General features: G+C 62.2%; 12 protein-coding genes. 4 read left to right on the top strand and 8 right to left on the bottom strand.

Annotation, left to right across the window (positions count from 1 at the left end):
• Positions 1 to 3 precede the first annotated feature (3 nt).
• Together ACSQ3Z_RS11005 and ACSQ3Z_RS11000 are read left to right on the top strand one after the other, a co-directional pair.
• Positions 4 to 777: an SDR family NAD(P)-dependent oxidoreductase gene (locus ACSQ3Z_RS11005; RefSeq protein WP_436171293.1), complete on the top strand. Its 774-nt coding sequence runs from the start codon at positions 4 to 6 to the stop codon at positions 775 to 777.
• 102 nt (positions 778 to 879) lie between these two features.
• Positions 880 to 1881, top strand: a complete 1002-nt coding sequence (locus tag ACSQ3Z_RS11000; RefSeq protein WP_436171292.1) for a phosphoglycerate dehydrogenase — start codon at positions 880 to 882, stop codon at positions 1879 to 1881.
• Positions 1882 to 1908: 27 nt separating this feature from the next.
• Here the strand turns inward: ACSQ3Z_RS11000 and ACSQ3Z_RS10995 are convergent, their stop codons facing one another.
• Positions 1909 to 3375 carry an MFS transporter gene (locus tag ACSQ3Z_RS10995; RefSeq protein ID WP_436171291.1) on the bottom strand — a complete coding sequence of 489 codons (1467 nt, stop codon included), beginning with the start codon at positions 3373 to 3375 and terminating at the stop codon, positions 1909 to 1911.
• A gap of 93 nt (positions 3376 to 3468) precedes the next feature.
• On the opposite strand from ACSQ3Z_RS10995, the gene ACSQ3Z_RS10990 reads away from it, so the two are divergent.
• A complete protein-coding gene (locus tag ACSQ3Z_RS10990) occupies positions 3469 to 3990 on the top strand; it encodes a MarR family winged helix-turn-helix transcriptional regulator (protein ID WP_436171290.1) in 522 nt (173 codons plus the stop codon).
• Positions 3991 to 4056: 66 nt separating this feature from the next.
• Here the strand turns inward: ACSQ3Z_RS10990 and ACSQ3Z_RS10985 are convergent, their stop codons facing one another.
• The 7 genes from ACSQ3Z_RS10985 to ACSQ3Z_RS10955 form a co-directional block, all read right to left on the bottom strand.
• Positions 4057 to 5118 (bottom strand): ABC transporter ATP-binding protein, encoded by a 1062-nt coding sequence (locus ACSQ3Z_RS10985; RefSeq protein WP_436171289.1) that lies wholly within the window; start codon positions 5116 to 5118, stop codon positions 4057 to 4059.
• 12 nt (positions 5119 to 5130) lie between these two features.
• A complete protein-coding gene (locus ACSQ3Z_RS10980; RefSeq protein ID WP_436171288.1) occupies positions 5131 to 6174 on the bottom strand; it encodes an NAD(P)-dependent alcohol dehydrogenase in 1044 nt (347 codons plus the stop codon).
• Positions 6175 to 6204: 30 nt separating this feature from the next.
• Positions 6205 to 6444, bottom strand: coding sequence for a DUF2160 family membrane protein (locus tag ACSQ3Z_RS10975; RefSeq protein WP_436171287.1), 240 nt, complete (start codon positions 6442 to 6444; stop codon positions 6205 to 6207).
• Positions 6445 to 6448: 4 nt separating this feature from the next.
• Complete coding sequence (locus tag ACSQ3Z_RS10970) at positions 6449 to 7285, bottom strand: carbohydrate ABC transporter permease (protein ID WP_436171286.1); 837 nt, start codon at positions 7283 to 7285, stop codon at positions 6449 to 6451.
• Positions 7285 to 8166: a carbohydrate ABC transporter permease gene (locus tag ACSQ3Z_RS10965; RefSeq protein WP_436171285.1), complete on the bottom strand. Its 882-nt coding sequence runs from the start codon at positions 8164 to 8166 to the stop codon at positions 7285 to 7287. Before ACSQ3Z_RS10965 ends, ACSQ3Z_RS10970 begins: the two co-directional genes overlap by 1 nt.
• A 102-nt stretch (positions 8167 to 8268) precedes the next feature.
• The gene (locus tag ACSQ3Z_RS10960) at positions 8269 to 9684 is read right to left on the bottom strand and encodes an extracellular solute-binding protein (RefSeq protein ID WP_244425997.1); all 1416 of its coding nucleotides are present in this window, start codon (positions 9682 to 9684) and stop codon (positions 8269 to 8271) included.
• A gap of 531 nt (positions 9685 to 10215) precedes the next feature.
• Complete coding sequence (locus tag ACSQ3Z_RS10955; RefSeq protein WP_436171284.1) at positions 10216 to 11307, bottom strand: helix-turn-helix domain-containing protein; 1092 nt, start codon at positions 11305 to 11307, stop codon at positions 10216 to 10218.
• Positions 11308 to 11656: 349 nt separating this feature from the next.
• Between ACSQ3Z_RS10955 and ACSQ3Z_RS10950 the strand changes: the two genes are divergently transcribed.
• A complete protein-coding gene (locus ACSQ3Z_RS10950; RefSeq protein ID WP_436171283.1) occupies positions 11657 to 12541 on the top strand; it encodes a sugar phosphate isomerase/epimerase family protein in 885 nt (294 codons plus the stop codon).
• Positions 12542 to 12637 lie beyond the last annotated feature (96 nt).

The raw sequence follows: 12637 nt of genomic DNA, 5'->3' as shown, positions 1-12637 counted from the left end.
CCCATGGCCCTGCTTGAGAAAAAGATCGCCATCGTCACTGGCGCCAGCTCCGGCATCGGCCGCGCGATCGCCTTGAAGTTCGCGGCGGAAGGCGCCTGCGTCGTCATCGCCGACACCGTCGAGACGCCGATCGAAGGTGGACAGAGCACCGCCGCACTGATCGAATCGAGCGGCGGGACGGCGATACATATTGCGACGGACATTTCCGACTGGAACGCGGTCGATGCGCTGGTCGGCACGACCGTCGCCCGCTTCGGAAGGCTCGATGTGATGGTCAACAACGCGGCGATCTACACCAGCACCAACCTCATCGAAACCTCGCCGGAGCAATGGAGCCGCGTCATCGGCGTCAACCTGACAGGCTTCTTCTACTGCTGCAAACGCGCCGTCGCGCAGATGCTCGATCAGGCGCCGGTCAACGACGTTCGCGGCCGCATCATCAATATTTCGTCGCAGCACGGCATGGTCGCCTGCCCCGGCGATTTTCCCTATTCAGTGAGCAAGGGCGGCATCGTGCAGATGACGCGGCAGATCGCCGTCGACCACGCCGACGACCTGATCGTCTGCAACGCGATTGCGCCCGGCAAGATCATCACCGGCAAGCCGGGCGTGGCCAACGACCCCGGCGCGCTCGACTATTCACGCCAGCGCACGCCCTGGCCGCGGCTCGGCAGTCCGAACGATGTGGCGGGCGCCGCCCTGTTCCTGGCCAGCGACATGGCAAGCTACGTCACCGGCATCAATCTGATGGTGGACGGCGGCTGGATGGCGGGCTGACGGAAGAAGCAATCAGACTTGATCTGTCCTGTCTCTTCATGGCAGGCGATCAAATGAGGTCTCTTGCGCAAGCGCGCTTCCTCGGCACTTTCGGAGCATCCCATGACCATCCCTCGCGTCGTCGTCACCCAGCGCTTCTTCGACGACGAAACGACCGCCTATCTGCGGGCGAACGGTTGCCAGGTCGACATTGCCGAAGCCTCGAAGGTCGAGGGCGACGGGCACCTCTCGCACGACCAGCTGGCGAGTATCCTGAGCGGCGCCGATGCCTGGATCGTCGGCCACGCACGGGTGACGCGAGAATTGCTCGAGGCTTTGCCCGAACTCAAGATCGTGGCGCGCCGCGGCGTCGGCTACGAGCGCGTTGATGTCGAGGCTGCCCGCGCACTCGGCCGCGTGGTGACGATCGCGGCCGGGGGTAACGATGCCTCGGTGGCCGACCACGCGCTCGGCCTCATGCTGGCCGTCGGCCGACGACTGCGCGAAACACAGATGAACATGATTGCCGGCAACTGGACGATATTGATCAGCTCGGATCTGTACCGCAAGACGGTCGGCCTGATCGGCCTCGGCCGCATCGGTCGCAATGTGGTCCAGCGGCTCAAGGGCTTCGAAGCGCGTATCCTGGTGTCTGCTCCGTCCGTGGACAAAGCCTATGCCGAGGCGAACGGCATCACCTATGTCGACGTCGATACGCTGCTTCGCGAAAGCGACTATGTCAGCCTTCATGCCCCGCTCTCGCCGACGACGCGCAAGCTGATCAACAAGGACACGCTGGCGCTGATGAAACAGACCGCGGTCCTGATCAATACGGCAAGGGGCGGCCTGGTCGAGGATCGGGATCTTCTCGAGGCGCTGAAAAGCGGCAGGATCGCTGGGGCCGGCCTCGATGTCTTTTTGAGCGAGACCGACCCCGGCTATAAGTCCGTGTCAGACGAATTGGTCGCGCTACCCAACGTCGTAGCCTCGCCCCATTCAGCGGCTTCCTCGGTCGAAGGACTGGCGCGCACCAACATGGTTACGGCGCAATGCGTGATCGCGGTGCTGAACGGCAAAGACCCGCCGAGCGGCTGCGTCGTGGCCGACGGCCGCGGGCGAGCATGACGCTGATCGCCCGGGCGCGCCGAGGAATCACATTTCCACCGGATGGGCGCTGACCTGGTGCCTGGTGAAGCGGGGCAGCAGCCCGGTGGCCAGCACCAGCAGGACGATGATCGCGAACTGGCTTGCGATGACGATGCCAAAGGCCTTCGAAATGCCCGCCGGCTCCAGCGCCAGATAGAGCGTGCCGAGGGCTGCGACCCCGAGCGCCAGGCCGGACTGCTGCAGCGTGATCAAAACGCCGCTGCCGACGCCGGCGAGGTGTGCCGGGACATCGGCGAGCACGGCGCGGAACAGGCCTGAAAACAGCATCGACTGTCCGGCGCCGATCAGCACCAGCGGCAGCGCCAGCTCGATCAGGCTCACCTGCGGCCAACCCAAAACCATGATGGCGACCAGCATGGCCAGGCCGAGCGCCTGCACGATGCCGCCCGCCGCCAGAGCGCCGCGCCCGAAGCGGTTGATCATGCGCGGGCTGACCATGGAGCCGATGAAGAACATGACCGCCATCGGCAGGATGGCGAGACCGCTTTCGAATGCGTTGGCGCCGAGTCCGTTCTGGACGGTGAGCGCGAAGACGAACATGAAGGCGCCAAAGCCGACGCTGAACAGCGTGATCATGGCGAGACCGCGCGACATCGAGGCCAGCTTGAGCAATGACGGCGGCAGCAGCGGCACCTCGCCGCGCGCCTCGGTCGCCCGTTCGACAATGACGGTCAGGATGGCCAGCAGCACGGCTGCAGCCAACATCATCCAGGTCCAGGCCGGCCAACCGAGCGAATGGCCTTCGGTCAGCGGCACCAAAAGAGCGGTCAAAGTGGCGGCAAAAAGCACGGTGCCTGGCAGGTCGATGCCGGCCGGGTGCGGCGAGCGGTTGGCCGGCACGACAAGCCGCGAGGCGAAGAACACGATGATGCCGAGCGGGATGTTGATCAGGAAGATCGGCCGCCAGGAGGTGCCGAACAGGTCGGCGCTGACCAGCAGTCCGCCGGCGAGCTGGCCGACGACCGCCGCAATGCCGGAGGTCGCGCCATAAAGCGCGATGGCCCGGGTCTTGCGCTCGCCTTCCAGCGTCGCCTGGAAGGTCGCCAGCACCTGGGGCACCAGCATGGCCGCCGTTGCGCCCTGGACCAGGCGGGCCGCGATGAGGACATCGATGGTGGGTGCCAGGCCGCAGGCCAGCGAGGCCAGGATGAAACCGGAAAGCCCGACCAGAAACAGGCTATGGCGACCGAAACGATCGCCAAGCCTGCCGCCCAGAACGAGCATGGCGGCATAGGCCACGCCATAGACAGACACCACCAGCTCAAGTGCGGCCGGGGTTGCCTTCAGCGAGGCGGCGATCGTCGGCAGCGCCACGTTGACGATGAAGAAGTCGGCGATCGGCAGGAAGGCGCCGGCGAGCAGCACGTAGACGCCGAACCCGTGCAGGCCTCCGGCGCGCGCCATGGAACGGGGAGAGTGCCAGGCCGGGTTTGGGGAATAGGCGGGAGTCATTCGAGTCTCCAGATGTGTATGCTGACATAGTTATGTATACATAATGATTATGCACATATACATACCGGATAGGAGGCTGTAAACTCCCGCGGTATGAAAACCGACGGTGATTCATCCGCACGCAAAACCCCACCCACGGCCATTCGGTGGGCGGATCTGGCCGATCTGATCCTCATCATTGCCCGCGAGATCCAGTTCCGTGGCTACCGGGATGAGCGGGCGTTCCTGCTTTCGCAATCAGAGGGCATGGTTATGCGCCATCTGGTGGCGCACGCCTCGGCCACGCCCAGCCAGATCGCGGCCGCCACGGGGCTGCAGCGCACCAATGTCTCCACGGTGCTGCGTGACCTGGAAGGCAAGGGGTTGATCGAGCGCCATGTCGATGCGGATGATCGCCGGGGCGTCAGCGTCCACCGCACGCGGCGCGGGGCCGACAACTACGCCCTGGTGCGCAAAGAGTGGGGCGACGCCGTCTCCGCCGCCGCCGGCGGCGACGCCAGCAGGCTCGACGATGCGATCGCACTCCTCAGGTCCATCGAGGCCGGCCTCATCGCGACGCGGCCGAAAGGCAGCGACGGTCCGGTGCGAGGTACCGCCCGCCGCCGGAATATCTAGCGTCGGACGTTACCGAACTCGGCCCGGCAAGTCAGGTCCGGGCCAGTCGCTTCGGATGGCAACAAATCACAAGCGCGCGCCGCTTTGCCTGTCGAAGATGTGGACCCGGCGCGGATCGATTTTCAACCTTACCTCTTCGCCGGGGCGGACGGTGAGCCGGTCCTTGACGATGGCGTCAATGGCGTCCTCGCCAAACCTGGCGAAGATCTGCGTCTCGGAGCCGGTCGGCTCCAGAACCGAAACCGTTGCCGGCAAACCGTCGGGCGCGATGTCGATATGCTCGGGGCGGATGCCGTAGATGACCGGCTGCCCGCGCTCTGCCCTGCCCTCCTCGACCGGCAACACGGAACCGGTGTCCGAGACAAAAACCTGCCTGCCGTCCTTCGAATCGATCTTGCCCTTGATGAAATTCATCGCCGGCGAGCCGATGAAGCCGGCGACGAAGACATTGCCCGGATTGTCGTAGAGATCGAGCGGCGCGCCGACCTGTTCCACCTTGCCGTCCCGCATCACCACGATCTTGTCGGCCATGGTCATCGCCTCGATCTGGTCATGGGTGACATAGACGATCGTCGTGCCGAGGCGCTGATGCAGTTCCTTGATCTCGACGCGCATCGCAACACGCAGTTTGGCGTCGAGATTGGACAGCGGCTCGTCGAACAGAAAGACCTGTGGGTCGCGCACGATGGCGCGCCCCATGGCCACGCGCTGGCGCTGCCCGCCGGACAGCTGTTTTGGAAACCGGTCGAGCAGCTTGCCGAGATCGAGGATCTCGGCCGCCTTCTTCACCTTGGCGTCGATCTCGGCCTTCGGCCTGCCCTTGATCTTGAGCGAGAAGCCCATGTTGTCGGCGACGTTCTTGTGCGGATAGAGCGCATAGTTCTGGAACACCATCGCTATGTCGCGGTCTTTCGGCAGCACATCGTTCACCACCCGGCCGCCAATGCTGATCTCGCCGCCCGATATGGCTTCGAGACCGGCGATCATGCGCAACAGGGTGGATTTGCCACAGCCGGACGGGCCGACGAGGATAACGAACTCGCCATCGGCGATGTCGACATTCACACCATGGATGACCTGTGCGCTGCCATAACGCTTGACGATATTCCTGACGGTAACCTCAGCCAACTTGCATCCCCTCTATTGCGGCAAGGCAATCTGCATCTTCACTTCGCCTTTTGGGGCGGATGCGGCGATCTCAAACGCGCGAACGCTGTCTTCGAATTCGAACGTGCGCGTGATCAGCGGCTTCACGTCGATCGCGCCGGAGGACAGCATGGCAACGCAGCGCGGGAAGACATGCGCATAGCGGAACACATGCTCGACGCGCGCTTCGCGCACCATCGCCTTGCCGACGTCGTATTTGATGTCGTGCATCTGCACGCCGATGAACACCACCCGGCCGGCCGGACAGAGCACATCGAAAATGCCTTCCGCGGCGCGCGGGCTGCCGGAGCATTCGAACACGATCTCGACGCCCCAGCCATCGGTTGCGGCCAGAATTTCCTTGGCCAGATCCTGACGCGCGACATTGACGGCCGTGATGGAGCCGAGCTTCGCTGCGAGTTCGAGCTTGCTGTCGTCCACGTCCGAGACGAAGACCCGTGCACAGCCCGCCGCCAGCGCTGACAGTGCCGTGACCAGGCCGATCGGCCCGGCGCCCATCACCAGTGCGATATCGCCCGGCTTCACCTGCGCCTTGGTGGCGGCATGGATGCCGACGGCCAGCGGCTCCACCATGGCCGCCTCGGCGAACGAAACGTTGTCGGGGAGCTTGAAGGTGAAGTTCTCCGGATGCACGACGCTCGGCCGCAGAACGCCGTGGATCGGCGGCGTCGCCCAGAAACGAACCGCCGGATCGACATTGTACAGGCCCATGCGCGTCGCGCGGCTGTTCGGGTCGGGAATGCCCGGCTCCATGCAGACGCGGTCGCCGACCTTCAGCGACGTCACCTCGGCACCTGTCTCCACGACAATGCCGGACGCCTCATGGCCAAGGATCATCGGCGCCTTCACCTGGAAGATGCCGGCGCCGCCATGCGTATAATAGTGGACATCCGAGCCGCAGATGCCGACGGTGTGCAGTTTGATGCGCACGTCGCGAGCGCCGAGCACCTCCTCGCGCTCGATCGGGAAATCCCGCAGCGACAGTTTCAGCTTTTCTTCCAGCACCAGCGACTTCATGAGCCTGCGTTCCCTCCTCTTGTCTCCGCCCTAACCACGCCAGACGATCAGCACGCCCAATACGATCGCCAGGACATGGCAGACCGACAACGGGATCGACTGTTCGAGGAAGCGCATCCAGAACAGTTCGAGCGCAACGAACAGATAGATGCCGACAAAAACCCGGTCGAACCAGTTGGTGACGATCGGCAGGAAACCGGTGCGTTGCGGGCTTGCGACGATGGTGTTGGCTTCGTCGTCCACCTCGTCAAGATCGACCATGTGCTCCATGGGCCTACTCCTTGACTGCGCCAAAGGTCAGACCGGCCACGATGTGCCGCTGCACAACCGAGAAGATCAGCAGGGCCGGGACGAGCGTGATGATCGCAATGGACGCCATCGTGCCCCATTCGGTTCCGGTCGTCGTGACATATTCCGACAGGCCGGTGGTGATGGTGCGCGCGTTGAAACTGGTCAGCGTCGCAGCGAGCAGGAATTCGTTCCAGGCGAACACCCAGGTCAGGATCAGGGTGACGGCGAGGCCGGGCCGCGCCAGCGGAAAGATGACTTCGCGGATCACCTGCCAGGTCGTGGCGCCGTCGACGGTTGCCGCCTCGTCCAGTTCCTTGGGGATTGCATCGATCGTCGGCCTGAGCGTCCAGATGGCGAAAGGCAGGTTGAAAGTACAATAGAGCAGGATCATGCCCGTGCGCGTATCGTAGAGCTTCCAGTCGCCAATGGTGAAGACCTGCGTGAAGAGCAGGAAGAAGGGCAGCAGGAACACCGCGGCCGGCGCCATGCGGTTGGTGATCGTCCAGAAGAAGATGTTCTCCTTGCCGGCCAGATCGAAGCGCGACAGCGCGTAGCAGGCCATGAACGCAAGAACGGTCACCAGCACCGCGTTGCCGGTCGAGATGACGATGGAGTTGAACATGTAGCGGCGCAACGTGTCGTCGCCGAGGACCTTGACGTAGTTCTTCCAGTAAACGGTCTCGAGCAGCACGCTTGGCGTGGTGAACAGCTCGACCGCCGGCTTTACCGAGATCACGAACAGCCAGTAGATCGGGAACAGCGTCAGCAGGCTGAGCGAGGTCCACAGCAGGATGGAGAGAACCGGACTGTTGGCGCGCATCAGGATGGCCTCTTCTGGTCGCGCCGGGCGACAAGGGCGACATAGAGCAGCCAGCACATCACCAGAGTGAGGTACAGGACGATGATCGACGTGGCCGAGCCGTAGCCGTAGTCGGTCTTGGGAAAGACGATCTTCCAGATGTGCAGGCCGAGATACCGCGTCGCGGCGCCGGGGCCGCCACCGGTCAGCATCCACACTTCGTCGACGGTGCGCAGCGCGTCCATAAGGCGAATGAAGACCGTCGCCAGGATCGCCGGGCGGATCATCGGCAAGGTGACGTGCCAGAAGATCTGCCATTTGTTGGCCCCGTCGATCTGGGCCTGTTCGAACGGCTCCTTGGGGAGCGAAACCAGTGCGGCAAGCAACGTCAGCGTCACCAGCGGCGTCCAGTGCCAGATATCCATGATCACGGTCAGCGCAAAGGCCATGGTCGCGTCACGACCGATATTGAGGTCGTAGCCGAACCAGGATTTCAAAAGGTACGGGATGATGCCGATGCTGGGCGTCGTCATCAGGCGCCAAACCGACCCGACGACGATCGGCGCCACGATCAGCGGCAGCGTATGGATGGTGCGGAACAATCCCCGGCCTGGAAACTCGCGCATGAACAGCTGGGCCAGAAGATAGCCAAGGATGACTTCGCTGACGACGGCGAAGAAGGCGAACTTCAGCGTGAACGCGATCGAGGTCAGGAACTCGTTGTCGAAGACGAGACGGCGGAAATTGTCGGCGCCGTTGTAGATCATGTAGGGATTTGCGCCGAATGGGTTCCATTGATGGAAGGCCACATAGAGCACGTACAGAAATGGGACGATGCCGAAGATCCCCAGGATCGCAATCGTCGGGGCGAGCATCAGCCATCCCACTCTGTTTGATCGCATGAAACCACTCCCTGGCCGGCGCATTGTCCGCGACATTCTTGCGGCGGCGAAAATACACTCGGGCCGCCGCTTCACGGCGGCCCGAATTTTAGGTTCGCGAAGCTACTTGCGGTAGCCGAGGTTCTTCAGCTCCGCCTCGGCGGCTGCAGCCATCTGGTCGAGCCCATCGTCGGACGACACCTCGCCCAGCAGGATCTTGTAGAAGATGGGCGCCGTGGCTTCACGCACCTGCGCATGGAACGGATAGGGCGGTGCGCCGGCAAACAGCTTTCCATCGTTCTTGAGCATGGTGTAGTAGCCGTTGAGCTTCTTATCCATCTCGATGACTTTCGGATCGTCGTAGGTTGCCGTGTTGGTGATGCGGGGTGCTGCCACCGCCCAATCGCCCTGGACCGAGTCCTGGCCGATATACTGCAGGAACAGCAGCGCGGCTTCCTTGTTCTTCGAGGTGACCGGAAGGCCGAAGGCGCCGCCGTCATAGTAGCCGATATAGCCCTTGCCGGCCTCCGCATCCTCCATGACCCCCGGTGCCAGCGGTGGCAGGGCGACGCCGACATTGCCCACGACCTTCGACTTTTCTGCGTCGGCAGCAATCCAGGCCGCGTTCTCGCCGTAGACCAGGCCCTGTGCCGCGCGGCCCGCCGCGAAGGTGGTGCCGACTTCGGTCCATGTGCTGGCCGGCGATTCCGGCGGTGCGATGTCACGCAGATGCAGCCAGTATTTGAGCGCGGCTTTTGCCTTGTCGCTGTTCATCGTGCCGCCATTGGCGACCGACGCCGAGTAGTTTTTCGAAGCGTCGATACCCCAGTTGTAGACACCGAACGTAGGCGCAATCGACTCGAAGAACTCATACCAGGAAGCCGGGTGGCCGGTATGCGCCTGCGCGGTGGTGCCCCACAGTTCCAGATTGTGGTCCTTGCCCCATTTGGTGAAGAATTCAGCGATCTGCGTGTATTCCTCATGGGTCTTGGCTGGCACCAGGTCCTTGCCGGTTTCCTTCTTGAAGGCTTCCTTGATCGCCGGATCGTTGAACAGATCGGTCCGGTACAGATAGAGCTTGATGAAGGCTTCCATCGGAATGCCGAAAAGATCGCCGTCGGCATTCTTGAAATAGTTGGCAAATGTCGTGAAATGCGTTTCGTCGTATTCCGGCGCCTTCAGCGACGGGTCGTCCTTCAGGGATTTCGTGATGTCGACCAGGAAGTCGCGGGCAAGGTAGGCGTAGATGATGTCCTGCTCGATATAGACCATGTCATAGATGCCGGTCTTGGCTTCCATGTCCTTGATCGCCTTGTCGTACATCTGGTCCCAGGAGGTGGTCTCGATTTCCACCTTGATGCCCGTCGCCTTCTCGAAAGCGGGGGCAAGAACGTCCTTGATGTAGTTCGAAGGCGGCGTGCTTTCGGTCACGCCGTGCAGCGTGACACCCTTGTATTTCGCACCGGCATCCGACCAGAAATCGGCCTTGGCGGGCATCACGCTGGTCATTAGGCCGACTGCCAATGCGGCAAGGCCCATTCTGAGTTCATGTTTCATTTTTCACTCCTCCAACAAAACATTGACTGTCAGTCGTCAATTCTGCGATCGCCGTGTTCCTGCCCCTTCAGGAACGGCACCTCCTGGCCACCCGGACATGGCTGAAACCCGTTGCAGGCCGATGCGCGCCGGTCCGTCCTCCCGGAAAAGTGGCACCCGGAAAGAGAACTCCCCGGGTGCCGGCCCTGGGAGGCAAATCCAAGTCCACGCGCTCGAATGCAGTGGCTCCGCCGCGCGTCCGACCAGCCGATCGTGGCGCCATTCGCCAATCCCTGCCGGTAGTGCAATTGCCATGACGCAGCGCTTGCCGCGACGTGACGCCTTCCAGGCAACGAAACGGCGGCTGTGGTTCCCGCAAAGACATCCTCCCCGACCGGTGCCTGAGATGAAGCTCAGCGACACGGATCCTCCGGCGTTCGCGAATTTGTTCTGCCTGCGGCCTCGCTCCCCCGGGCATTCCGATGAACTTAGTGCCGGGATACCTCCCCGTGCCACGCGTGGTTTGCAGGCGATCTATACTTTTTCGCCGACTGCGCGCGCGCTGCCTGACCAGGCGCGGATCTCCCTGAACGGATCGGCGCGCGCCTCAGTCCCGATCTTGTGGGCATTGCGCCGGTAGTCCGACGGCGTGCGCCCGCAGATCTTGAAGAACTGCCTGTTGAAATTGGCGACGTTGTTGAACCCGACTTCGAAGCAGATGTCGGTGATCGGCCGATAAGTCTGCGTCAGCAGCGAGCAGGCTGCATATATGCGCGCTAGGATCACGTAACGGGCAAAGGTGTGACCTGTCTGCCGCTTGAAGAAACGTGAAAATGCTTGCGGTTCCAGCCCGCAGAGCCTTGCAACGAACGGCAGGTCGATATCGTCGCTGTAGTGGTCCAGAACATAGCGCATTGCCACGTCGAGTTCCGGCGGCAATTCCGCCTGCGCGGAGGTGGGCGCCAGCCGCGAGAGCCTGCGGCGGTCGCCAGGATTGCGGGCAAGCGTGATCATCAATTGCAGAAAGAGCACCACACGTTCGGCACCTTGGGCAGCGCCGATCTGTGCGAGCAGTCGCTGCCCTGCGAGGGCGGTGGCCCCGCGAAACTCCACTCCGTAGACCGCCTCGTCGTAGAGCGGCCGGATGGTTCCGAGTTCAGGACAGAAGCCGGTGACCCGATCGGCCCATTCGCGGCTGAACTGGATCAGCATGTCGCGATTGCGAATTGTCTTCCCGGGTTCAATATCGCTGACCCAATTGTGCGGGACGTTCGGCCCGGTCAGGACCAGGCAGCCTGGTGCGAATTCCCCGATATGATCTCCCACCATCATGACGCCCGAAGTCGTTCGCGTCAGGTGCAGTTCGTATTCCGGATGATAATGCCACTTGGCTTTGAAGAACGGATAGTCATGCGTGCTCCAGCGGAACGATTCCGCCGGCGGACATATGATCATTTCGAAGTCCGGAACGATCTTCAGAGCGGGCTTCATTGAGTGGCTCCTTCCCGGTAACGCAACGACCGCTTGATCCGCGGTCTCCCCTGGCTCTTTGACAAGGGCTCCTCCCTCGGCGGCAGGCCGACGCCTCCTTCGCCTACTTGCCCGGGGCTTATCGAAAACCGTCATTGACGGACGGTGATCCATCTTCACAGGCCTTGCAGGTCATTCAGTGCGCACTGGCCACCGAACAAAATACATTGAACGATGCCATCAGGCGAAAACAAGACACAAGGTACCGCGCGCTCAAGGCGCCGGCTCGATGGATCCTCCTCCAATGCGTCTGGTGCTTTTGCCAGACTTATATGTTGCTTAATAAGACAAATTAGAGCTTTCCGTTGAGCTGTCAATCATTTTTGTATGAAAAGCGGAAACCGACTGAACCGTTGCGCGCTTCGTATGACTCTTGACATGAACCTGGTTTGGCTATTTTGTTGTGCTATGCAACATAGATTGCGTCGTGGAGGAGCTGCTGCACATGCGCAGATTGGGCATTCATTCATTCGTTTGGACCGGCGGCGGCACCCAGGCCATGCTCGAGGAGGCGATGGAGAATTCTGCTGCCTGCGGCTATCAGCTGATCGAGTTCGCGTATCTGCGGCCCGAAAAATTCGACCTCGACCGCCTCGCGAAGAAGGCTGAGGCGCTCGGCCTCGAAATCGCCGTCACGATGGGCCTTCCGTTGAGCGCCGACGTGTCGAGCGAGGATGCTGCCGTCGTCAAGGCCGGCGCGGACTTGCTCGCGGGCGCGGTCGCGGCCGTCCGAGATATCGGCGGCACCAAGCTTGGCGGCATTCTCTATTCCGCCCACACGAAATATTCGACCATGCCAAGCGATCGCGGCCGCAAGAACAGCATTGCCGCCATTGCCAGGACGGCCGAAGCGGCAAAGACGGCCGGCGTCGATCTGGTGCTGGAGGTCGTCAACAGGTTCGAGACGAACCTCCTGAACACAGCGGCTCAAGGCCTCGACTTTATCAAGGCCACCGGCTCCGATCACGTAAGGCTCCATCTCGACACGTTTCATATGAACATCGAGGAAGCGAACCCGGCGGCCGCCATTCGTCTGGTCGGTGACAAGATTGGCTACTTTCACATAGGCGAAAGCAATCGCGGCTACCTCGGCGACGGGGTGATCGATTTCGATCGCATCTTCGATGCCCTGCTCGATATCGGCTACCAGCGCGACATTACCTTCGAATCGTTCTCCAGCGCCGTGGTCGACGAAGGTCTTTCGCTGGCATGCGCGATCTGGCGCGATACCTGGACCGAGAACATGCCGCTGGCAAAGCACGCCAAGGCCTTCATCGACCTGAAAATGCAGGAGGCGGTTCGCCGGCGAACGACGAACGCCCGTCCATAGGCTGCGGATGGGCAGCCTCCACGAGTCCCAGTTGCCGCACGCTTGAGCGGCGTGTACCAAATGACGGCTTGCGATCGCTTGCAGCTGGCGGACCGC

Source organism: Mesorhizobium sp. LjNodule214 (assembly GCF_964252735.1).
Lineage (GTDB): Bacteria > Pseudomonadota > Alphaproteobacteria > Rhizobiales > Rhizobiaceae > Mesorhizobium.
The sequence above is the reverse complement of the archived record's forward strand: the minus strand, read 5'-3'. Positions and strand labels throughout refer to the sequence as shown.